This is a genomic window from Coraliomargarita algicola, from assembly GCF_033878955.1.
Classification (GTDB): Bacteria; Verrucomicrobiota; Verrucomicrobiia; order Opitutales; family Coraliomargaritaceae; genus Thalassobacterium; species Thalassobacterium algicola.
Map to the genome: position 1 here is coordinate 1,578,905 of NZ_CP138858.1, position 24,732 is coordinate 1,603,636.

General features: G+C 51.2%; 11 protein-coding genes and 1 pseudogene. All 12 read right to left on the bottom strand.

Translation table 11 applies throughout. The features are described from left to right. Positions 1 to 57 precede the first annotated feature (57 nt). Positions 58 to 1,359: a TRAP transporter large permease gene (locus SH580_RS06040; protein WP_319834112.1), complete on the bottom strand. Its 1,302-nt coding sequence runs from the start codon at positions 1,357 to 1,359 to the stop codon at positions 58 to 60. After that, a complete protein-coding gene (locus tag SH580_RS06045; protein WP_319834113.1) occupies positions 1,356 to 1,844 on the bottom strand; it encodes a TRAP transporter small permease in 489 nt (162 codons plus the stop codon). Before SH580_RS06045 ends, SH580_RS06040 begins: the two co-directional genes overlap by 4 nt. 14 nt (positions 1,845 to 1,858) lie before the next feature. After that, the gene (locus tag SH580_RS06050; RefSeq protein ID WP_319834114.1) at positions 1,859 to 2,884 is read right to left on the bottom strand and encodes a TRAP transporter substrate-binding protein; all 1,026 of its coding nucleotides are present in this window, start codon (positions 2,882 to 2,884) and stop codon (positions 1,859 to 1,861) included. 274 nt (positions 2,885 to 3,158) lie between these two features. Beyond that, positions 3,159 to 4,001 (bottom strand): annotated as a pseudogene (locus SH580_RS22155) (DUF6786 family protein). Positions 4,002 to 4,259: 258 nt separating this feature from the next. Continuing rightward, positions 4,260 to 6,974: a carbohydrate-binding protein gene (locus tag SH580_RS06060; protein WP_319834115.1), complete on the bottom strand. Its 2,715-nt coding sequence runs from the start codon at positions 6,972 to 6,974 to the stop codon at positions 4,260 to 4,262. Then, complete coding sequence (locus SH580_RS06065) at positions 6,961 to 7,383, bottom strand: hypothetical protein (protein ID WP_319834116.1); 423 nt, start codon at positions 7,381 to 7,383, stop codon at positions 6,961 to 6,963. The genes SH580_RS06060 and SH580_RS06065 overlap by 14 nt, the downstream gene beginning before the upstream one ends. A gap of 279 nt (positions 7,384 to 7,662) precedes the next feature. Next, a complete protein-coding gene (locus SH580_RS06070; RefSeq protein ID WP_319834117.1) occupies positions 7,663 to 10,065 on the bottom strand; it encodes a carboxypeptidase-like regulatory domain-containing protein in 2,403 nt (800 codons plus the stop codon). Between the two features lie 13 nt (positions 10,066 to 10,078). Beyond that, on the bottom strand, positions 10,079 to 13,684 hold the full coding sequence (locus SH580_RS06075) for a sulfatase-like hydrolase/transferase (protein WP_319834118.1): 3,606 nt from the start codon (positions 13,682 to 13,684) through the stop codon (positions 10,079 to 10,081). 312 nt (positions 13,685 to 13,996) lie between these two features. Continuing rightward, a complete protein-coding gene (locus SH580_RS06080) occupies positions 13,997 to 17,704 on the bottom strand; it encodes an alpha-L-rhamnosidase-related protein (protein WP_319834119.1) in 3,708 nt (1,235 codons plus the stop codon). Positions 17,705 to 17,778: 74 nt separating this feature from the next. Beyond that, on the bottom strand, positions 17,779 to 20,427 hold the full coding sequence (locus SH580_RS06085; protein WP_319834120.1) for an alpha-L-rhamnosidase-related protein: 2,649 nt from the start codon (positions 20,425 to 20,427) through the stop codon (positions 17,779 to 17,781). Positions 20,428 to 20,554: 127 nt separating this feature from the next. Then, on the bottom strand, positions 20,555 to 22,063 hold the full coding sequence (locus tag SH580_RS06090) for an alpha-L-fucosidase (protein ID WP_319834121.1): 1,509 nt from the start codon (positions 22,061 to 22,063) through the stop codon (positions 20,555 to 20,557). Positions 22,064 to 22,098: 35 nt separating this feature from the next. Beyond that, on the bottom strand, positions 22,099 to 24,399 hold the full coding sequence (locus tag SH580_RS06095) for a glycosyl hydrolase family 95 catalytic domain-containing protein (protein WP_319834122.1): 2,301 nt from the start codon (positions 24,397 to 24,399) through the stop codon (positions 22,099 to 22,101). Between the last annotated feature and the right edge of the window lie 333 nt (positions 24,400 to 24,732).

Below are 24,732 nucleotides of genomic sequence, written 5' to 3' on the forward strand. Positions count from 1 at the left end.
TTGACGCGTATGCCCTCAGGGGCAGTAACATCGTAATAGGAATACGCGGAAATCGAGCTACAATCCCATCCAGGTAGGCAAGGTCATACATAAAGGCGACCAGTATGTGATAATGAGTAAAGCCAGCACCATAACCATGTAGAAAGGTAACATCGCCCGAGATACGCTCACGATATTGCTCTTCCCCACTCCAGCTCCCACAAAGAGGCAGGTGCCAACGGGAGGGGTCAACAAGCCAATACAAAGATTGGCAATTAGGATAATACCGAAGTGAACTGGATCGATCCCAAGCACAGTCGCAATGGGCAAAAAGATCGGAGTGAAAATCAGCACTGCGGGCGTCATGTCCATAAAGACGCCCACCATCAACAGTATCAGGTTCATGATCAATAAGATCACAATCGGATTATCCGACAAGCTGAGTAAACCGGCACTTACCTGCTGTGGCACTTGCTCACTTGTTAACAATCGGCTCATCGCATAGCTACACGCCACTAAAAACAGCACGATCGCCGTGGTGCGAGCCGCTCGTAAAATAATCCCCGACAACTCATGCCACTTAATCTCACGGTAACAACCAACGCCTAAAATAAAGGCCCACAGCACGGCGATGGCCGAAGCCTCTGTCGCCGTAAAAATCCCTCCGAGAATCCCTCCTAGGACAATAAAAACAAGCAGCAAGCTAGGCAACGCTCCGAAAATCGATTTAAACAATGGAGGATAAGTCACGACAGCACCGTCCACGGACTTCCCGTATCCGCGTTTCAAGCACAGCACCAGAGCCACTGCCATAATACCAGAGCCCACCAGCACGCCCGGCAGGACACCTGCCATGAACAAGGCAGCCACCGAGACATTCCCAGCCACCAAGGCATACACGATCATGATATTACTCGGCGGTATCAGCAATCCAGTGGTCGCCGCACTGGCGGTAATGGCGATATTGAAATCACGGTCGTAGCCCTTGCGATTCATCTCAGGAATGAGAGTGCCACCGATACTGGAAACCGCCGCCACCGAAGAGCCGCTAATCGCGCCAAAGAGCATACAAGTAAGCGTATTCACCGCAGCGAGACCGCCGGGTAAACGTCCAACGATCGCGGTCGCCAGATCAATCAATCGACGTGCCAGCCCGCCGCAGCCCATCAGCTCGCCCGCAAGAATAAAGAATGGAATCGCCAACAATGAAAAGCTATCGATCCCGTTGCTCAGGTCACTGGCCATTGCCAGCGGTATGTTGTCATAGTCCAAGGCAACCGCCGTCACAACAGTGACCATGCCCAAAACAAACGCGATCGGCACCCTCAGACACAGCAGCGACGCGAACAGCGCCAGTAAGATCATGAGCTCTTGATTCATTTTGAATCCTCCTTCGCAATTACTAACGCAGCGATGTCTATAAACAAATTCTCGATGCTAAACAGACAAACCAACACACCACTCACCGGTAATGCCAAATAAAACCACGCCCTAGAAATATCGAGCGCGGGCAACATCTGCCCCGACTCAAAACGAGCGACCACTAGTTGCCCCCCGCCCCATGCCATGATCGCCACGGCAAAAATGGCCACCGCACAATGCACAAAGATGGAAGCCAGGCACTGCACTTCATCAGGCCACTGACGCACTAAGACATCTAGGCCGAGGTGCTGCTGCTCCCGCGTCGCGAGCGCCGCACCGAGCAAGGCGAGCCAGACCATCAGCAAGCGAGCGAGCTCCTCCGACCAACGCGCTTGATTCCCCAGTAAATAGCGCGAACCCACGCCCCACAAGACATCGACGACCAGCACAATAAAGATAAAGATCAGCAAGAAATTCAGGCACTTCGATGCCCGTTGATTCATAGCGTTTAACATGACTATTCAACCTCCCCGATTTTAACGACCAACTCACGCAAGGGGCCGGTAGCATATTTATCACGCACCGACTGAGTCGCTTCGATAAAGGAGTCGGCATTGACCTCCACCACCTGCACACCCTCTTCCTTCATAATGCCCACCGCCTCAGCCACACCCGCCGCCCATGCCGCTCGTTGAAACGTGCTCGATTCGGCCGCAGCTTGCGACAGCCACGCCTGCTCCTGCTCGCTCAGGCGATTCCATGTTAGACTGCTCATTAGTAAGACATCAGGAACACGTGCATGGTGATCTAATGAAAATTGTTTGCACACCTCGAAGTGCCGAGACGACACAAAGCTGGGCGAGTTATTCTCAGCCCCATCGACCACCCCTTGTTGCAAGGCAGTATACAGCTCGCCCCACGCCACGGGCGTCGGCGCGGCCCCCATCGCTTCGACCATGTCCATCGCCACAGGGTCGTTTTGCACTCGGATCTTCATCCCTGCCAAATCGGCTGGCGAGTGGATGGCTTTCTTCGCATAGAAACTCCGGCTGCCGGCATCGTAATACGTCAAGCCACGCAAACCACTCGGACGGCCCGCGTCATTTGTGGCAAGTGACTCCAGAATTCCAGCGCCCACTTCACCATTTAATACCGCCCAGAAATGATCTTCGTCACGAAACAGGTAGGGCAAGCTGAAGACCTTGCAGACCGAAATGAAATTACTGATCGGAGCCGAGCTCCCCTTGGCAATGTCGAGTGTGCCCGCTTGCAACTGCTCCATCGTCTGCGTTTCGCTGCCGAGTTGACCATTTGGAAAGACATCCAAACGCATACGTCCGCCCGAAAGCGCTGCAACGCGCTCGGCCATGTGCTGAATCCCGAGATGGACAGGATGCGTGGTCGGTTGATTATGTGCGACTTTCAGAACGTGCACAGATGCGCCGCCCGAATCACTACTAGAGTCAAAAAAGGCAAATAGCAACGAAGCCGCAACGACTCCGAGCAATACTCCGAAAGCTAAATTGGCAGTATTTTTGTTCATAAGAGATTAGAAATTAATAGCTGAATCGAGTCGATCATCTAGTGTCGTGTTGAATAAATCGTTGTATAATCTTACTTTGATATGGCGAGTGCCCAGGTTTTTCCGAGCGCGGAACAGATACAGGGGCGTCCGCAAGCGGACACGCCACGTATGGCGCAGGGCTCAAAATTAAAAACAGACCACGATGAAATAATAAATTGGATACCGTCTTGAGAATATCCCCCATAGCAGGGGTAAGGCTGCGCTTTATTCTTTTTGGTCGAAGGTAGCATACCTAGAAACTATTCTTGATTTGATTGAGAGTGACGCCGAAGACGCGTTGAGCGATAGGATCGAGCAGCGCTTCAGAGCCATGCAGGTGCATGGTGCGTGATATATGTGTCATTGTTTCGCCTGGTTTTAAAGCGGCTGCTGGAGATGATGTCTCGATCTCATAGAATGGACCTAATGGGGCAGCGCCGGGCTCTGGAGATCCATCATTGTAAGCGTTGATGACATCGCCCACATAAGGCTCTTTTTGGATTTCCCAAGATGAGTTTACAAAACCGGCTGGTGCTTCCTGTTTGTTCTAGGTAACGATAGTTAAAACCTGTCCATCTGCATCGTAACTGCCCGCAACTCCTTTGCTACGTTCTGGGCTGATACCGATTTTGCCACGACGTGTGCCATCTCCCTTAAAGAAGAGCACGTTCTTCTTAACAGATAAATAGTCTTCTGGCACTTTACCGAAGTAGTCATCTTTTACCTTAGGTCCAAGTTTCGCAACAGGGCCCGCCGCTTTATAGACTTTACCGATGGTTGGGAGCTCCGGGTTAAGCGGCGCGTCGTTCATGAAAAGGCCATGAGACAGCGCATATTGCCCCGTCAGCAAGCTGGCGCGATACGGCGTAAACACGGGCATGGTCGAAACCGCGTTGACTAAATTAATCCCCTCCTTCGCCAGCTGATCCAGATGCGGCGTTTTCCCCAGCAGATTCGGGTGGCCCGCATAGCCCGTTCGCTTGACCTCGCCACTGATCGGCAAATACAAACAGAAGATTGGGCCGCTGCTCCGCAACGGCTGAGCAAAGCGAAGCGAGCGTGATGACCGCGGCGGCGACGTGTAAGCGTATCTCAAATAGTTTTAGCATCATTTGTTCCTTTTTCTGATTTCGGGGAGAGTTGTCAGGTAGCTATCAAGCGTCGCCTTCATCTGCTTGCGCACGCTGCGCATATTCACAGCTTGCTGCCAGATTGACCATTTCGGCGGGATCTTTGAGAAGTTTTACGCCGACCAAGATGTTCCACAGTCTGCAAAAAATCGCGACTCAAAAACATACGCAGCGATTCTCCACAAACTTGATTCTGTGTTATTCGATCCTGAATAACGACTTGATCAATTCATTATTAATTCAAACCAATTAATATTCCATCCACCGGAAGTAGAATATAACCTAATGGTTTGAGGACCTGACAGCAAAGATACGGAGGTTGATAGCGTCGTCCATTCTTGCCACCCCCCCGTTGAAGCAATACTGGTGGTTGCTTGGGCACTTCCATCCACCTGAAATTGAACAGAAGATCCGCCATTCAAGCTGGCAACCCGATAATTTACCGTGTACGTTCCAGAAGAAGGAATACTCACTTCATAGTCCATCCAATCTCCGGTCCTGATCCAGCCCACATTGAGACCCCCATCCGCATCGGTGGTTGGTTGTGTCGCAATACCACTCATGCCAGTATAGTCTTCTGCCTCGACAAAAAGAGATTCAACAAACGCCCCTACTGGAACAATTTGAAAGGAATCAATAGAACCAATCGTTCCATTAGCCCGCGTGTCGACAAAGACGCCGACGTAGTCCGCCGAGTTGGCGGTGGACGGATTACGCGTTACAACCACCGAACGAGTCGCGCCCACATAGAAACCAAGTTCAAAGGCGTTTGTCGAGGTCCGCGCTGCGAAGAGCGTATCGGCTCCGGAAGCATTTGCATGCGGGTTAACAGAAAACTGAGAGCTTCCGTCATAACCGTGAGTCATGACGGTATCAGAATTTAACGAACTATATATGGTCATATAGTCCTCACGTACATCAAACGCCGGAGCCGTACCGCCGACATAAAGACCCAAGTTTCGGTTCCCCGTATTAGGAAGGTCCATCTTCAGCCTGGCTTCCTGGCCGACGGCCAATGTGGTATCGGAGCGAATCAAGGCGATTTGCTCAATGCCATCGTAATCTGAGGTAACTAGCTCCAACTGATCGTCATTGTTCGCCTGTAGGGTCAAAGTATTGGCCGCGCCATCATTATGATCCAGAATAACGGTCCCCTCCCAATGATCCAGCGCATTCACTCCTGAGAAGTCATCGACAACCCATCCGACTGGAACAATTCGGAAAGAATTAATGGCACCCAGCGTTCCGTTCTTACGAACGTCTGCATAAATACCGACGTAGTCCGCCGAGTTGGCGGTGGACGGATTACGCGTCACAACCACGGTGCGAGTCGACCCCACATAGAAGCCGACCTCGAAGGTATTCTCCGCTGTCCGGGCAATGAAAAACGTATCGGCTCCTGCAGCATCTGCAAACGGGGTGGAAGAAAATACGGAGGTTCCGTCAAAACCGTGAGTCATGACGATATCAGAAATTGACGAACTATAGATGGATATATAGTCCTGCCGCACATCGAACGTTGGAGCCGTGCCTCCGACGTAAAGACCCAAGTTTCTATTCCCCGTATTCGGAATATCCATCTTCAGCTGGGCTTCCTGGCCGACGGCCAATGTGGTATCGTCCCGAATGAAGGCAATTTGTTCAATGTCATCGTAATTAGAGGTGACCAGTTCCAACTGGTCAGCAGCATTCACGCGCCATACTGATGTATTGGCCGCGCCATCATTGTTATCCAGAATAACCGTAGACGTCCAGTTATCAGAACCGGCAAAAGTTACCTCTGGCACATCAAGCTTCCAATCGTAGACTGTTTCTTGGGTTTCTACATTCACCCAGAGATCTAGGTGTTCGAAGGAACGCGTGTATTCATAGCCGTTCTTGATCGGCGGGCCTAAGGGCGCTCCTAAAGGACGGGATAACAGGTCAGAAAAAATTGGGTTAACAGAAATATAGGAATACTCTCCTGCCCCCATTAAAAATACCGCCACAGTGAAAAGGGTCTCAGCCTCCGTATCTGAGACTCCGGTTATATTGACCATTTTCCCCTTGAGTGACGCCTCACGAAGTAACTGAATCATCACAGTGAATGGATCTGCGGAACTTTGACCATGACCTGGAGATTTCCACGCTTCTCGGTAGGAACCGTCCATGTTGGCCATATTTTCCCGCCAGGCGTCAAAATCGAGCCCCGAATTTCCGATGACGAATTTATCAGAAGGCATCCGATTATATAAAGAGGCGACCATATCCCGCGCATCCGCTCCCGCAATCCGATCAAAAAAGAGCCCATCAATATTCGGAATATCGAGGAACGACAGAGCCGACTCGATCCACCACTCACGCACGACAGGATCACCCAAGTGTAACCCCCTCAACGTCCCCCATGATAACGGAGAGGAAAACGTGTCACGATCATATACCCCATCTTGTTGGACAAGATAATCGCCATAGTCTATCGTGGCATTCCAATAAAACATAATCTTGATGTCCGGATTAATTGCTTTTACTCGCGCTGCGAAGTCCGCGCTGCCTTGCTCGTTATAATCCATCCCCAGAAGGGTATTCTTCTCGATCATGAGCATATCAACTTCCGCACAGGCCACCACATCTGCCTGATTTGCAGGATTTGGGTTACTATAATATCTCCAACGCGGAATCGTATCCCAGGAAAAATCGGGCATATCAAAGCTCGTTTTTGATTGGGCAGGATAATAAGAATACGTCGCACCAGTAGTTAAGACCAGATCCCCGTCATTATAATTTGAAGGATCTTCTATGGAGGCCTGCGCACTGCCTTGTATGCCAGAAGACAGGCACAAGATCAGGGCGGCCTGCAATATCTTCTTGGAGTAAGGCACCGTTCTACTAAATATAGATTTGGCCGGAACCTGACGTTTCAATTTACATCTGTTAGTCATCATCCTATTATTTCTCATCATGGTTTATTCCTTTATTGGGGTTTATTAGGTTTGGTATTTCCGTAGGCTTGCCAAATCTCGGCAAGATCTGCATCGGGAAGCCAATTAACAAGGGAGACGTCTCCCTTAAATTCTGTATAGGGAGCAATCTCCAACAACTGCTGCCCTTTCCGCTCGGTGTCATAAACTTCTCCAGCCAGCAGGATTCAATTTTAACAGGTTTGAGATTACCATCTTCGTTCAGGCGGATACGGATGGCCGCCTTGCAAAATTCAATGATGAACTCCCAAGTAGCATCCTTGTCTTCCGGCCCGTGCCCGACACTGCCTTCCATCATCATAGCCATCGCCGCATTTCTCTTCTTGCGCATTGTTGCAAAAGCTTGGTCCTGATGCTGGCGATGAAACCAGCCATCTAGCATACCATGCATAATCAAAGATGGAACCTTTTCGGTATTAGGGAATTGCAGGTAGTTGCTATACCCAGAATGATACGAAATCCAAGCGATCGCTCGATCGGGTCGTTGCGAAGGCAAACAAGCGGCGAAGCCCTAACCATTTGAATGACCAAAGGTAATAAACGGCACATCCATCGGCTCGGTCTGGGAAAAGAAGTTGATTGAATCAATGTTAATACTTTCTTTAACATGTCCCTCCTTCTCAAATTCGAACTGGCTATAAGACTCATCTTTATTTAGTTTGGACACTTTTTAGCGGTCAAATCTTAAGGTAAATTTCCCGTTTGGATCCGTCAGAGTTTTCGCTCCAATCGTTCGTAAAGACACCCTTGCATTAGGCAGCCGGTTATCACTGGTGTCCATCACTCGCCCCGTAAGTAGGCATTGACTCTTAGCGGTACGAACCGTTTCTGCCGAGCGTTCACCAATTGAGCCAAACAGCGCCATTCCGTCGAATTCCATCGAGATACCCGGGCTTGGCGTCAGCGGATAATAGCGGAAGGTTATGCAGTCGATCCCCTGATAGGTAGCAGCGCTCAAATCTACCGATACCTTCCGTGGTGCGTCGCGCGTACCGGTTTCATTGATTACGGTAGAAACGGGCGTGTCGCCGAAGTTTATTGCGCCGCCGTTGACGGAGGCAAATAGAACGTAGCCGCGTGTACTGCTCGACCCGCCACGCGCCGATGCAAAGGTCAGCTCGCGGCAATTCAGTGCGAAACCCGTTAGTGCCTCAATCGTAAATTCAAGATAGCCCCGAGAAAACTCCGTCGCATTGTCGAGCGAATTTCCGTTATTGGCCTCTAAGCTGAACCCCGCCCATTCTGAATTAGCCAGTCTGTCGAGCGTGCTTCCCGCCTTTAATGCGGCACCGTCTGCCGGCCCAATTACGCGCTTATCGCTGAGCACCGATACAATCGAAGGGGTAAAGGTTTTCTTGCCCGCTGCCATTCCGTCCGCCGTGGTCAACTTGAAAAGCGCGCCGTCGAGCGATACCGGCTTGCGAGGAATCGAAAGAACGGGAGGGGCTGGTACTCCCACTGCAGCGCGCAAACGCTTTAGATTTTCATCTGCCTTGTATTGTTTATATAACGAAGCAACTGAAGGGTATTGCTCTGGCAACTGATCATAGGTCGCCCATGCTGCGTCGTAGGCCTTAAGCCATTTCTTGATTCCATCGCGATCTCCTTTGGCCTCTGCGTCCGCCATATAGATTTTGCTCCGGTAGATTTCATAAAGATGCAGTCCGTAATAGGCTGAAGCGATTGCGTGCTCGCGCGTGGCTTCATCGGCCCATTGGATCGATTCCGCCAGCGAGACGATTTCCTGCCATTGAGCAATGGCCTCATCCTTTTGTTGCAGGCTCCGTTGCTGTTTCGCGGCATCGCTGATGACTCCCGGCCAGCCGATCCCCTGATCGCGCGTCCAAATCACCCGCATCCCACCGGGTTCCGAGTAGCGGCCTTTCAACACGCTATTGGCGGACAGCAGGCATAGGCGACGGAATTTGGCGACATCCCCATCTTTTAATTTGAGTCGTTCCGTCGCATAGCGGTTGAAAACGGATTCTTCGCTTTTGGAAGGATCCAACGCCCACTGTGCCGTGACCCACGCATTCAGATCGCACCACATTTCGTTTTTAATGTAGGGACCGCGCCAGCCGCCACCACGCGACCAAGTCCAGATGCCGGCAAAGAGCTCTGGAGTCTTTTCGTAGAACGAACGCAAGCTGTTGATTTTATCCTTGGGCATATCGGCGTGCTCTTCGAAGCCTTCGATGACGCCGTTGGCTATATAGTTCGGATAGGCCCCCTTCCCTTCGTATTCACGGGCGCACTGCACCTCGATGATCTGCCGATGCCGTCCCATACCAATGCAACGGCTGAACGGATGGGTGCGGAAGAAATCGCCTTCGCAATGCTTGATGCTGATGACCAAATTCGGGTGCGGCTCTACCGCATCACTGACAGCCATATAGCGCGACTCATTGTTGTCGAATGCCCGCCACGTGCGAAAAATCAGCTGCTTGTCGCGTTTCACACAAATTTCTTCCCGCAAAATCTGCAGCAATGGAATGATCGTCTTCTGCGGATCGGTTTTGTTTTCAATGTGTCCCTGATGGAACGGTGCATCCTCAAGGTAGGTTTCGCCGATGCGCACAACGAGCCCATCGAAATCGGGGAACTGGTTGAACATCTCATTAATCTGAGCACGAAGTAATTTTTCGACCTGCGGGTGATTCGGGTCGCCGAACGTTTTCTCGATTCCGTATTTCGCGATCAACCGTTTAGGGAACAGGATCAAATCAGACATCGCGTAGGTTTTAATATCCTGCGCCTTACAGGCCGCATGCATCTGTCTAATTTGTTCGGCTTTGGCATCCACCCATTTTCGTTCCTCCGAACCTTTCGGCAAGATGTCCGAATCGACTGATTCCCAGTTAATTGCCAGCGCGGGCGACTCAAACAGAAAATAGACCTTCCCGTTGTATCCCATCTCTTTAATGACCGCGGGATCATTATAGGCGCTATCGTAAGTGGTCTCACCAGGGTTGTGGTGCACCATATCCAAAATCAATCGATCTCCAGCAAAAACCACGGCACACCACAATAAGCCGAACCCGACCACGAAACTCTTCATCTTTATCCAATTCATATTTTTCTCTTTTCTATATATCTACTTTTAAACGAAAAAATTCAGCTTGATTACTCACAACTCCCGAGAGGGGAAGCACGGCCACGCCGTTGGTTTCGAGCACTATCGTATCTAATACTGACCAGGAAACTAGATTGGTAGAATGCTGGAGGTTGTAGCTAATGCCTCGTTTCGCGGACCACTGAATGGAGACCGCATTGGAGATCGAGAGCGACAGCCCGTCTTCAGGATCCACGGGACTGGTGCCGATCTGAAATTCATTGCGATCGGTAATGCCGTCCCCGTCATAGTCATCATCGGGCGCGTTGCCCAAGCCGGCAGACCCCGGTGGTGTAAAGCTCTGTTCCCAGTGGTCAGGAAGCTGGTCGCCATCGGCATCCAGCGTCGCTATTGTCAAGAGCGCCTGCCCAAGATCCTCTCCGATCTGAACCAGCGCGGACGAGAGAAAATGAATTTGGCCATCCGCGAAACCGACGGCTCCCAGATAATTGGCTCCCTCGGTTTCGGTTGCAACCACGAGCGGGTCGGCCGCCGCCACTGCAGCCTGCGCGGCCCTAACGATCTGCCAATCGTCATAATAGGCGTCGTTCTCTTCGATTTGATTCATGGAAAGCCTGGAAAGGACAAAGGGCATATTCGTGGCAAAAGTGGCGCGCACATCGGCGATAAAGGTGGTCAACTTCGCTTCGTAACCGGAAGCAAAGTAGCGGTCGGATTCGCCCTGCACCCACCCCATGCCGATGATCTCGACTTCGTGATAGGGATACTTGGTCTGAATGGCCGCGATCCCGGCATGCACGGTGGTTTGAAATGCTTGGTAGACTGGCCCGTCGGCCGAACGATCGGCGGTGCCATCGCCATACCATTGATTCGCCAAAGCGGTGCCGCCCACTCCATATTTGATAACGATCACCTTGGAGTCGAGGATGTCGATCCCGTCGCGCACCGTGCGCGCCATACTCAGCTCGGGGCCGAAGCGGTTAACGGGCTCCGTCGTCAGGGCCGGATACTGCATCGTCCCGGGATTGTTCCAATCACTTCCTGTGCCGGATTGGAGCGGGAGCAGTTGATTGATCATGGCATCCAGACCGCACCCCGCATACATCTCCACGTCCGTTTGCGGCTGTGCCAACGGATGCGCTTCGTCCAGCAAATATTGGTGATACCCCCAGCCCACCGCGTTGGATTGTCCGCCAAAAAGAATGACATAGATCTTCTTGTTCGAGGGCTGAGCAACAACCGGTGGTGGTTCGACCGGAATCGACGTGATTTGAAAGGCCTCAATGCCTGAAAGTGTTCCGTTCGCTCGAGTATCTGCATAGATACCGACGAAGTCAGCCGAGTTGGCGGTAGTCGGACTACGCGTCCCAACAACCGTGCGCGTCGCGCCCACATAAAAGCCGAGCTCGAAAAGGTTATCAGCAGTCCGGGCAACGAAGAGCGTATCGGCCCCTGCGGCATCCTTGGACGGATCGGGACCATACTGAGTGGTTCCATCAAAACCGTGCATATAAGCAACCGTACCACCAGCCTTGCCATAGATATTCACATAGTCTTGACGCACATTAAACGTCGGGGCCGTGCCCCCCACATAAAGGCCGAATGAATCATTATTATTTGCGCCTGAGAGCGGCCACGACAGCGAAATCTGAGCCTCCTGACCGACCGCCAGAGTTGCCCCGGATCGGATATAGGCATGTTGCTCGATGGCATCGTAATCAGTGGTAATGAGCTCCAGGCTTCCATCGGTTGCGTTCGTTTGCCAAGTGGATGTATTTTGGGTGCCGGTATTACCGTTGTCCAGGATGACCGTATGGGTCCATTCGTCCAATCCGCCAAATCCGTCCTCCCCTTCGGTGTATCTAAAGAAGTCGAACATGATATTCGACCCAGATGCACTCGGATTCTTCGTCCCGGTTGCTTCGAGCTTGATGGTATGTGCTCCGTTGGTCAGCGCGAACTCATAGATAATGACTTGCCCCACTTTTGCCGATGCATAGGTATCGACATCGTTCGCGACGAGCACGCCGTCGAGATACACATCGCACAGGCCGCCACTGGCTCCTTTACGAACGCCGACCTGAATCGAGTCGCCGTTAAAGGTATATTCAACCGATTCCCCCGCCGCATCGGCATAATGCATCGAGCCGTTGTAATCTTCTGAAAAATCGCTAACCAGCGTCCACGTTCCATAGTAGGCCAGCGCGGCATCCGTGTTGTCGACATATCCCGAATCCAGCTCCGGTTCCTCGGGAGGCCAGTTGGAGTAGAGGTCGACATACGCACTGGACGCGGTCTGCATCAATGCCAGCTCGTCGGCATAGGCCGCATTGCCTGCCAAGTTGGTCACTTCACCAGGATCGGCCTGCAAATCATAGAGCTGTTCAAAGTTATCGAGCGGATATTTTACATATTTCCATTGATCGGTTCGAACCCCCTCACTTCTGGGAATCTGACCATTGGCGGTAAAATAGTGCTCAAAAAAGAACTCATTACGCCAGGGTGGATTTTCTCCAGACAGCAGCGGATAGAGGCTCTTACCCTGATACATGTCAGGAATGTCAATCCCTGCTAATTCCAAAATCGTCGGTGCCAGGTCGATATTTAAAGCCACTTGATCCAGCTCCGCGCCCCGCAGGCCTCCATCACGCGGGTCGTAAATAATGAGCGGCACCTGCAAACACTCATCCCATCCCAACCACTTGCCAGCCAACTGTCGCTCATTTATCATGTAGCCGTTATCCCCCATATAGATAATGACCGTATTGTCCGCGATGCCGAGCTCGGTCAGCTTGTCACGGATCATTTGAACGCCTTTATCCACGCCAGTTATGGAGCGATAGTGGCGCTTCACCATTCGTTGATATTTTTCCGGGGTTTCGTAACGCCAGCCCCAGCGGGTTCTGCACATCGACGTTTTGATAAAGTCCGGCAACGCGTTAAAGGTGGCATCATCGGAAATCCGCGCATCGGGAATCGTCACATCATCGTACAGCGTTTCGAATTCCGGCGGATAATAATACTGATTCTCCAAATCATGATCAAAGGCATGGGGATCCCAGAAGCTGACCGACATACACCAGGGCGTTCCTGCATGATTCGTATGAGCGTCTTCAATAAAATCGCGCGCTTTCTGGGCTTTATAATAGGTCTGCGGGATTGCTTCACCGTTGTAGGTTTTATTAATCGTACGCCAGAAATCCTCATAGTAATCAAACCGTTCCGAGCTAGTTTCACTCAGCTCACAACCGAACTTGCCAACGAATCCGGTTCTGTAGCCGTTTTCCTTGAGCATCTTTGGATAGGCGGTGGCCGTAAATTGAGCAGGCACGGCGGATTCACCAAATGTGTAGCCATGTGTTCGCTCCGTTAATCCAGTAAAAATACTGGCTCGACTCGCCGCACAAATCGGAGTGGTTGCATACGCATTATTAAAAAATACACCTGTATCGCACAAATCATCCAACGCGGGGGTTACAACGATGTCATGATACTTACCAATGAGGTCTTTTCGGTGGTCGTCGGCAATCAACACGAGAATATTGGGGCGAGTCAGCGCATCACTTCCAAAAGCGGCAGCACAAGACAGTAGATAACATCCGACTATAAGATTCTTCATTATTCTGGATTTACCATTTATCATCATTTTAATCCAAATTTCACGAGGGCGTAGCCCAATCCAGCTACGATACTAAAAAAGAAAGCGGCAACCATTGGGTCAGAAGACCGTGAGCCGAAGCAAGCGATGGCAGCTATAAGCCACACGCCAAGAATCATTACTACGAACCAATTTATATTTTTCATATTTTATCTTTTTTGAAATTAAAGGGATAACCATTCGAGACAGAGCAATTCTACTCGTGCCTCTCTCCATGTCAGCTCTTAGAGTAATTCTTTATGTAATTCTGCGATCCATTCTGAGCAGATCTGGCTAGGGAAGTTCAACCCGAGTGCGGTAGAACAACGTATTCGAGGTGGCGGAGAATGAGTCGACTAGCCGAACGTCCGTATCTGTGGAGAGTATTTTCGTATCTACGTCCGTCCAGCTCGTGGGCAGGAGTGAGGGTGAACGTTCTAGCGTGTAGCGCCGCCCTCCTTTTCCTGAAAAGGTCGATTCAAATGGGCCGATCGGCGCATTGAAGATCATGTGAGGCATCCAGCGGTCTGCTGCATTTGTAGGATCCGTGTTGGCAATAAACTCCTCCTCGGTCGTGGCTCCATCTCCGTCCCAATCGAGTTCGTCACCGGAAACTTCGGGGTTGTCAGCCTTTTCCCCAAACATCGCTTCCTTCCAGTTTGCCTTGAGCGTTGCGGCGTCCGGAGAGTGTGTTGCGCTCAACCAGAACGAGTGCTTACCCCCGGGCACATTTTCGATCACTAATCGCCCATCGGTGACGGGAACCGTGACCACCTTACCGTTGTAGAGCACCACTGGAGAGGCTAGCCCTTTGGAAGGGAGCGACACGGTGGCCGCCATATTGCCGGGAATCTCCACGGTCAACTGAAAGTTCGTCGGCGAATTTTCGATATTGATGGTAACTGGGCCACGGATGGTAGGGATGGTTCCCGCCGCATGAGTCAGTCCGTTGGCACCATCGCCGGTTCCGAGTTGAGGCTTGATCTCGACTTCTCCGAAACCGGCTGTCAACGGCTTAAGACCCAAGACATAGGTCGGAATGATATTTCCGGGAGCAGCGCCCCAAGCATGGTTCCAATCCGTATTGGATTTAAAGTCGTTGTCCCATGCTTCCATCGTGATCGTCGCGCCCTCAAGCAGCATGTTATACCAATGGCGTTTATAATCGGGATCGTTATCGGCCATCAGGCCGATGGCATAGTCGGACTCGCCTCCTTCGAACAGCGCTTCCAGCAGATATTGTGCGCCATAGACACTCGGTGCCATGCGCTTAGTTTTCAGGTAATCCATAACAGAGGAGACCCGACTAGAGGGAACCAAACCAAAGGCCATCGGGAAAAAATTACCATGTGCTGAGACATGCGTACTGGATTCCCCATCCTGATATTGTGAACCGTTCCAGAAGACCGAATTAAAACTGGTTTCGATGGTATTAGCCCGAGCGGTATAATCCGCAGAGTCAGCCGTTTTTCCGAGGACATCGGCCATCTGCGCCATCAGACGCAAGTTTCTATAGTGGAAAGCATTGATGACCGAGCTATAGCTGGTCTGCACATATCCGTCCCGTTCGCTGCGCGGCCAGTCGATGATGTCCGATGGATTGTTCGCTCCGGTTCCGTTGTTTGGCCAACTCGCGACGAGATTGTCAGACGCACGTTCGCGATCGCTGAGTAAGAAGGCTTTGATATCGTCATAGCTTGCCGCCAGCGCATCGGAATTTCCGGTATACATGTAGTCGGCCCAGGCCATGAGCGGGAAATGCATCCGCCACTCCGTCGGCCACGTCGTGTGATCCAGTAGGTATTCGTAACTGTAGCGCGCGAGGGTATATTCACGATCCACTGCGTAGTGGGTAAGCTGATTAAGGTAGGCATCAGCTTCGTAGGGACATCGTTCCCGATCCCCATCGACATAAACCCCACAAAAGGTGGTAGCCTTCATGGAATAGCGGCACATTTCCCAGACCTTATTCAACGTGTCGTCAGACGAGGTGAAGCGGGCGGCATCATCATCGAACGGTGTATGTAAGACCCATTGACGGATATCGCCGGCCGTGATGGCGGTTGGGCAACCGATCAGTTCAATATACCGAAACGGTGTAACGTCTCCAGCCCATCCAGTGATATCGGTAGCATCGTAGTAAGGCGGGTAAACCGTGGTGGGCGGGCGGATTTCATACGTCACATTCCCGTCACTTAAGGTTTTCGTCGTCGCGCTATAGCGGATGGACGCCCCGGGTGAGGTATCGACACTCATACCCGACGCTTTTTCGCCAAAGCGAATCTCCATCGATTCCCCTGCAAAACTGCCATCCAGTTGGAGAGTGATATAGCCAAAGGCATCCTGACCGAAGTCGATAAAGAAGTTTCCGTTCCCCTTATCCACTACTTTAACAGGCACCACGACAGTGCCGAAGGCGGGTTGGTAGCGACCGGCCCAGTCGAAACCGTTAGCGTCCGCAGCCGAAGCCATATATAGAGAGCGTGAGCCAGCTTGCGGGGTGCTTGCTTCGATCCGAAACGATTGAACAAACGACCAATCGCTGGCCGTCTCAGCCACGCCCCAAGTTCGCACGCGCCAGAAATAGCCATTGCCTCGCATCAGTTCAGATCCAGCGGCATAAGCAACATCCACGGATTCCCCAGAGCTCACCTTGCCACTATCCCATACATCACCAGTGCCGGAACGAGCGAGTGTGTTGGACGACGATACGATAATTTGATAGGCGGTTTGATGATCTCCCCGCATTGCGGGGTGGAAGATCCAGGTGAACTCAGGTTCGGTGTCCGGAATCGTCGTACGGTGGGGATAAGCCAACAGATCAACCATGAGTCCGGTCGGCGTAGTCGAGTCCACGAATCCGGGAGTTGCCTTGCTATTGTTTGGATCCGTATTGGAGGCCTGCTCACTGCTATTATTAGAGGAGTCGCCGTCGGGGTCATCGACACCACTCTGAGACAAATCGCCAAAGTGAGCGAGTTCCCAGTCGTCGGTCAGGCCATCGGCATCGGTATCGCCCGGAACGGACGACGCATGATATGGATTGGTTCCGGCGGCGAACTCTTGAGCGTTGGTGAATCCATCGCGATCGTGATCGTCTTTTCCACCTTCAGCAAGGGAGCCAATATAAAATCGTTCCCAGTCGTCCAATAGGCCATCTTCATCGATATCGTTAATCTTGAAAATAAAATCGAAAGGGCCGCGAGCCACGTTACTAATTCGAGCCTCGTCGATCAGCCCCGGAAAGGACTCAGTTGAGCCGAGCCCAGAGCGCCCCTCATTGCCCAGCATTAATTCGGCGGTCAGATTAGTGGTAGTTAAAGGACTGGTCCATGTATGCAGGACATGAGCTTGACTACTACCGCCATCGACCGGGGTCCAATACATCGTGTAGTTGCCATCAGAGTAGGTTATGGCGGCATGATACCAACTATTCGGCGTAATCGTTCCAACCGATATACTCACTGGACCATCGCCCCCCAAATCAATCGGATGCCATTCCAATTGCTCGGAACTGTTCAAACGGAATTGCCCCCCCCGTGATCCGTCCCCAGAATCCATAGACCAAATATGCCCGTGCTCGGTTAGATCGGATACAGAAGGTTTCACTAATGCCTCCAGAGTAAACTGGCCATTGCTGATTATCGTATTGAAATTAATCTCATCTCCATACTCGAACCCATCTGAAGGCGAATCCACGTCGATACCGATTCCCCGGTGTGAGCTAGGCCCCATCATATTCGCCGCGCCGCCAAATAGCCCCGAAGCCCCCAACACATCGGTCACCTCGTTCGCAGAGATGTCGACGGTATACGCACCGGTTCCTCCGCCGGAACCTTCCCAACTTGCCATACCCGAACCTGCTACTTCATCCAGATGTAAGAGGTAAACCGTATGGGCATCGACCGTGTAGGGTGCATACGTTTGCCCGTAAGACGAAGTTACGGAGAGAGCCATCCCGACGATAGCGAGGCGATGAATTGAATTTAACAGAAAAATCATAGTCGTATGGGGCTCGGTGCCCGAAGAAACTCCCTCACTACGTACTCATGAGCCGCAACATGGGAATGTGGCCCCTAAAAGGCGCTTCCTTTCGGCCGATTCCTTGCGGATGTTCCCGATAGCGCTTTTATGAACACATGCGTCCCGGACCCCACACCGTCGAACACAATGAATCCGCCCTCAACTACCCCCTCCTGGTCGATGCCGTTCACGTTAACAGCGCCGCCAAGAACCGAATTGGAGGGTATTAAGATTTTGGCCGTGGCATTGGCAGGAATTTCAATGGTGTAAACTGCATTGCTCGAAGTTTGCTCAACCGAAACCGAGACCGGACCACGTACGGTAGGCATGGTGAGTGAGGCGAATTCGAGGTCGCCAATCTGAGGCTTTATTTGTATTTTTTCAAACCCCGGCTTCAACGGTGTGACCCCCATCAGCTGACGCGGAATGATATTTGCAGGGGCCGCGCCCCATGCGTGATTCCAATCGAGGTTGCGCTTATACGCCTGTCCCCACGCCTCCAGTGTAACTGTGGACCCCTCCTGCATCATATTCCACCAACTGCGCGAGCCGGTGGAGCGCATTAATTCCAACGCGGCCTGACCTCGGCCGGCATTATACAACCCGTCGAGCAAAAACTGCGCTCCGTACACACTCGGCGCCATGCCCTTGGATTCCACAAAATCCGCCACAGTCTGCATATTAGCTTCAGAAACCAGATCAAATGCCAACGGGAAAAAGTTGGCATGGGCCGCCGAATGCGTGGAGCCCACGCCATCTAGATAAATCCCGGAACCTGCATCAAAAAGTAGGCTTTGGAACACCTGAGTATGTGCGGTAATTTCGCTTTCCCAGAAAGCAACCTCGGTTGGCATATCCAGCGCCTCCGAAATGTCTCGCATCATGTTCAGCCCACGGTTGTAGAAGGCATTAACAACCGTATTGTAACCTCGGAAGTCATACCCGTCCCTTTCGCTGATGGGCCAGTCCACAATATCCTGAATCGCCTTGGGTCCGTCATAATGGACCGACGCATTGAACTTCGCATCCACTCGGCCAGTGGTCGTGGAAATCAGTCCATTGGATTCCTTGAGGGCAATCAGCGACTTTGCTTTCAAATCGTCATAATATTCTGCCAATGAGTCGGTATTCCCGGTATACATCCAGTCGTAATAGGCCATCAGCACAGAATGCGAAAGCCACTCGGTGGGCCACGTGGCATTCTTAATCAGGTATTCATGGCTGTGGCGCGCCGTCGTGAATTCACGCGTGGTGGAATAGTGCCCCAACTGTTGGATAAACGCATCCGCTTCATACGGCAGGGTTTCGCGTATACCGTCCACATAAATCCCTAGCCAGGTCAGCACCTTCATGCTGTAGCGCGAAAACTCCCACACTTCATTCAGGACCGGATCACTGCACACAAAAGATGAATCGCCCTCGTTAAACGGTACCCAGTAAGCAATTTGCTTCACATTGGCCGGTGCAACAGGAAGACCGATGATCTCTGCATAACGAAATGGCAACGTGTTTTCCGTCTGGTCATAAAAATTCCGTAGTCCGGTTTCATATGGATCCAGATCCACATGAACCCTCTGGCTTCCTTCCGGCAAATCGATGGAGAGCGAGTGATAAACAATAGAGCCGCCCGGATTCGTTTCCACGGTATTTTCATTGCGCTTTTCGCCAAAGCGTATTTCCACACCACTCGTTCCACCCAACGGGATCTCTACATCAAACTCCAAGGTTCCGAAGGCTGCCTTGCCGAAATCAACAAAATAGTTTTCACCGTTCTCAACCACGCTTTCCGCCGGAATTTCATGGGCGGAAGGCAAATAGCGGTTCGGAGCCAATGTTCCCGTCGTAAGGTCAGAATTATCCACGGAGAGCGTAGTAACAGTAAACGATTCCGTCCTACCCGTACGAAAACCAACCGTACCCTGCGCATGCACACTATTGGTATGCGTATCAACCAGGACTCCGTCAATATAGGTTTGGAACACCGAACCTGTGGCTGTGATGACCACGTCATATTCGGTACCGGCATTGAAATCGTATGCAATTTCATCCAACAGCGTATACGTACCGTTGGTTCGAATGTGTAGACGGAGTGCATCTTTCGAAGCACTCAATTGCCACATATAAAAATTATTATCGTCCGACATTCGGAAGTTGATACCTGCGGCACCGGAATCGATTAGAACTGTGGTTTCCAGACGATAATCCGTCCAACCAAATCCATTTGGATAAGAGACTAGATGCCCCATCGGAACAACAATTTCGCCATCTCCGTTGACCTCACTCCAGGCATGGGGACTCCGATCCACAACGAAATTTTGCGCATCGGAAAAAGGGCTCGCCTGATCGGTTTTATCCCAGGTGCGTACGGACCACCAATAACTCCCGTCAGCTAGAGCAGTTCCGCCAAACTCAACATTCACGGAAGAATTGCTCAATACCTTCCCAGAATCCCAAATATCCGCAGAGCCGGCCACGAGATTCGATTCGCTGGTAGCCACGAGAATCTGATACGCCGTCTGCACCTCATCGCGATCCTGGTCGTTCACGATCCATGTAAATTCCGGCAATGTATCGGTAATAACGGTCTGCTCCGGATATTCCAAAAGCTCCGTCATCAATCCCGTCGGCGCATCGGCCGCAAGGGCAGACGCTACGCTGAAAACCATACAAATCAGTACTGTGTTAATAAGATTTCGTTTCATACCTTACTCCTTCTTTTCATGCGTCGAAATGGAAACTCATCCGTTACCGTCAAAAACCAGATGGTGGCATTTTCCAGTGCCAACTGAGCGTTGGTTTGACTCCCGTTCAACAGCATTTCCGACGCGGTTATTTCGCAGTAATGCAAAAGCCAGTGACTAAGCGACCCGATAATGTTTGTGGCAGAGTGATGGTCAATCCATCGGTCGTGCGATTCCACTGTAGCTTCTCTTGACTACCGAGCATGGTGATGGACTCGATGTCATCCTCATAGATGCCTCCCGTTGCTAATGTTTTGATCAGGATGTCGTCCGTCGGCGGAGCGAGCACAAAGGCATACAGCTTGCCGCCCTTTGTGGTAAAGCGGATATCCTCTTGGCTGTAGGCTTTCATGTTCTCACTACCACGGCCTTTCTTGATCACGAGTGGGCCTTCACCGAAAACCTTCCACGGACGACTGCCGTAGATCCCCTCACCATTCACCTTCATCAAATCACGAAAGGCATTCAGATATTCCATTTGGTTTTCAGGAATCGTGCCATCCCCCTTCAGGGCGATATTTAACATCACCACGCCATTCTTGCTAATGGAATCAACCGCATTGCTCACCATAACCGGAACACTCATACGGTTGGTCACCCCATCACGGTAGAACCATATGCCAGACAAGTCAGTCGCCCACATCCAGGGCTCAGGTTCAATTTGAGAGGCACTGCCGCGCTCCATGTTATAGGTGAACGCCTGCTTACTCTTGCTCGGATCCTTGAAAGAAAGCACGACGTTCTGCTTCCCATGATTCTCGCGAAGGTCTTTGTTCACATAGTCCGTGAACAGCTTCAGCCCGATTCCTTTTCCGAATTTAAGATCCGGATACGGCGAATCATTATTAAACATGTCGGGATCGTACTTCTCAATGATTTCCCAACAACGCGCGTACCAATGTTCGTTCCAAGCATCATCTGCATGATAGCCATTGGCGGGATAGTCCATGTTAAACAGACTCCAAGCGAGCGTGCCGGGCTTTTGATACTTACGTGCAGAACTGAAAAAGCGCGGCGACCAATAAAGGTGGGTTGAAACCCCGAATTTCAGACCGTGTTTCTGGGCCGCCGCCTTCCACTCCTTGAGCGTGTCACGGTGCGGCCCCATATCGACAGAGTTCCATGGGTGCGAGGAGTCATACATGTCAAAATTATCATGATGGGTCGCGACTGGCATGATAAAATGCGCGCCCACGTCTTTGACCAGAGCCACCAGTGCATCGGGATCCCAGTTGTCCGCAGTAAATCCTGGGATCAGATCTTCATAGCCAAATGTCGCATGAGGCCCATAGGTTTTGTCATGCCAGTCAGTCAATTGTTGAACCGCCTCTGGGTATTTCGCAGCGCTCAATTGATCCTCAGTTCCATACATCCATGCGCCATAATGTGAGCCATCGTGGGGCCGCCCGTCTTTGAGCGAAGAAGGTATCCCCCAGTGAAACCAGACACCGAGTTTGCCATCGACAAACCAGTCGGGGACCTGGTAATTCTCAGCAAGTGATTCCCATGTGGGCTGTATCTCTTTCGCGGATACGGAACCGTTAGGCAAGCTCAAGCCGAAAAATGCAAATGCGATCAATATATTCTCAATTTTCATAGTATTTTTTAAGGAGTTTTTTTGGGGGAAGGCGCTTATTGCGCGGCAGCTTCCCGCTCAGCCTGAACAGGTTTAATAGTGAGATTCGGCAAAGTGTTACCAGTATACAGGATGCACCACTGCCCCTGCTTCAAATTGTTGATTTGCACGACTCCATCACCAAGGTCTGTGAGTGTGCAAGCAAAGTCGCTCGCCACTTTGACGGTGCCGACCATATCTGTTTTCACGCTGCATGGCTCGCCAGCCAAACTTTCAATTTTTATAAATTTCGTCTGACGGTTTTCGCGCTTTGCTGAAACGAGGAAAGCTCCCTTCGCCCTAAAATCACTGTATGCCAAGTTATCCCAATCCGCATCGTCAGGCACCGCGGGAAAGACCCGTATAATATCATCCCCCCAACTCTGTAGCAACATTTCTTGAATAACACGATCCCCCAGGAAGGGGCCCTCTTCGACGTAAGCGGTATCATAAACCGCAAGGCGGGTTGTGTAGTTGCTCACGTCCGGATGATTTACATATCCCGTCTCGTGGGTAATCGACCAAAGGGCGTCATTACCGTCGCCGAACATCGCCCGCATAATTCCCCAAGCGGCATCGGCCATGCCCTGATCTTGAAAGCCTATTTTCTTATGATGCGCCAGCGTCTTGCGAATTACATCCACCTGTGCTGGATTATCAGGTGTATATTCGTAATACGGAAAGATCTGTAACTCATGTGAGTCGTGCCGATGAGCATGCTCCAACGGTGTATCTTTGCCGATCATAAACCCCTGCTCCGGATCGATCGGATAGTCGGTGAGCGTATTCAAGGTGATTTGGCAGTCTGCAGCTTCGGCATCAAGTCCCCCATAGCGCTTGTTGATTTTAATGATCGTATTACAGACCCAGCGCATCGTCGCTATACGGAAGGTGATATCTTCAAACTCGCGTATCTTTTTGCCATCGATTATCTGATGATATTCGGGGCTCGCTGCGGACTTAAAGTGCAGTTTCCCATCCTCCCCGGTAGACAGATCATGATGTTTCATCAAGTTATACGCCCCCTTCAACAAGGGGACCATCTTGTTGAGTAGCATATCTGAGTCCATCGTGCACTGATAACGCTCCCAGCTCAAACTGAGCAACCAGGCAAAACAATAGGCATCACGCCACTTCCCGCGAGCAAGATTCAGGGCCCCCATCCCACCCCAAGGAATTCCATATCCGTCACTTTCCTTATCGTAGAGATTTCCGCGCTGGTTCCACAGGCTGTTTAGCAACGAGTCGGCGAGTTCTGGGTGATTGGAGGTAAAGACATTACTGTATTGCTTCTGCGTATTCCAATTCGCCCAAACTCCGTTCCATTTCAGGTTCCGGTCAAACCATGGGCCGACTAGATCGATAATCACGGGCGCATCCTGCCGAGTCATGCAGCCGATCTTGTAGATCTGCATCCAATGAAACCATTCAAACTTGTGCGGAAGGGTCACAAAACTCTTCTGATAAAAATCGTGCCACCAGTTTTGGTGCTCTGCCTCAAGACGCGCCAATCCTTTGGCAACCGCATGATTAACGTTATCCACGGCCTCCTGCATCGCAGTGGACGCGCGGTAGGACATGGTCGTGCTGGCGTAAATGTAGGTCTTGTTACCTTCGTTAACGATGCGCCAGGCGGTTGCATGCTGGGATGCCGCAGGTTCGCCTTGAGTCGAATAGATCTTACTCACCGGCATGTCCTGCACGCTTACCTTACAGTTCTCAACCTCTGAGAGAATCGGATCGGGATATGCCACATAATGATCAACTGGCACCTTCGGAGCGGTGCCCGCCCATCCACGATTGTCCGGCACCCAGTCCCATTCGCACTTCACATCAGAGCGGCTCCGAGTCAGTTCAAAGACAATGACATCACTGTTCGCATCCGTAAACGCCCGGACCGACACGGCGCGATTACCGGTCGTGAGTTGCGCCTGCAACTGTGCATCCCACAAATCCAAGCGGCAGGTCCCTGTGGGTGTACCGTCAGTCATCTTTAACTTAAAGTAACCATTCGTCTTTCTTCGATTAAAGATCGATCGCACATCACACAAGTCGCCTCGACTCATCTCAAAGCGTATCTCCCCTGTTTCCGAATCCTGAATCAGATAGGTGCCTAGCATCCCATTGCCGATCATCGGCCCATGCTTCGGATGCGTTGGAAGTTCATCCCAGAGGGGATCTAAATTGCCAAGAAAGTCAGCCCAGTTCACGTCGACCACTACATCGGGTGTAACCGCCCTTGCTTGCATCATTCCTACAAAAAGAAAAGCAGTCAGCGCGAAACTACCGCCGCTGAGAAATCGAATTATATATTGCATTATTAATGAAGGCTGGACGATGGGGAAAACGCGTAGGAGCAGTCTGTTTCAAAATTTACTGCGATTTGGGCGGGACAGTTCATCTTTGTTAATGAATGGTCTAAACAATCTAAAATCGATTAAACCAAATAGAACTGTAATGAGCTTATGGGTTTTCTGCATACTACAGATCCCCAGTAAATTCGTCTAGTCACCTTATTAGGTGACAAGACGCTGGACCTTAGATAATAAGCAGACCCGAATGATAACAGGCTTCTCTTTATCAAGGGACACACGAACCTAAGCTGGCACTCGCACTGCCGGATTTCATCGCACTCAAACGCCATGGGGGCA

Excerpts from the sequence above, each read along its gene's own strand:
- SH580_RS06040 (WP_319834112.1), bottom strand. The coding sequence starts at position 1,359 with ATGAATCAAGAGCTCATGATCTTACTGGCGCTGTTCGCGTCGCTGCTG.
- SH580_RS06045 (WP_319834113.1), bottom strand. The coding sequence starts at position 1,844 with ATGAATCAACGGGCATCGAAGTGCCTGAATTTCTTGCTGATCTTTATC.
- SH580_RS06050 (WP_319834114.1), bottom strand. The coding sequence starts at position 2,884 with ATGAACAAAAATACTGCCAATTTAGCTTTCGGAGTATTGCTCGGAGTC.
- SH580_RS06060 (WP_319834115.1), bottom strand. The coding sequence starts at position 6,974 with ATGATGAGAAATAATAGGATGATGACTAACAGATGTAAATTGAAACGT.
- SH580_RS06065 (WP_319834116.1), bottom strand. The coding sequence starts at position 7,383 with ATGCATGGTATGCTAGATGGCTGGTTTCATCGCCAGCATCAGGACCAA.
- SH580_RS06070 (WP_319834117.1), bottom strand. The coding sequence starts at position 10,065 with ATGAATTGGATAAAGATGAAGAGTTTCGTGGTCGGGTTCGGCTTATTG.
- SH580_RS06075 (WP_319834118.1), bottom strand. The coding sequence starts at position 13,684 with ATGAAGAATCTTATAGTCGGATGTTATCTACTGTCTTGTGCTGCCGCT.
- SH580_RS06080 (WP_319834119.1), bottom strand. The coding sequence starts at position 17,704 with ATGATTTTTCTGTTAAATTCAATTCATCGCCTCGCTATCGTCGGGATG.
- SH580_RS06085 (WP_319834120.1), bottom strand. The coding sequence starts at position 20,427 with ATGAAACGAAATCTTATTAACACAGTACTGATTTGTATGGTTTTCAGC.
- SH580_RS06090 (WP_319834121.1), bottom strand. The coding sequence starts at position 22,063 with ATGAAAATTGAGAATATATTGATCGCATTTGCATTTTTCGGCTTGAGC.
- SH580_RS06095 (WP_319834122.1), bottom strand. The coding sequence starts at position 24,399 with ATGCAATATATAATTCGATTTCTCAGCGGCGGTAGTTTCGCGCTGACT.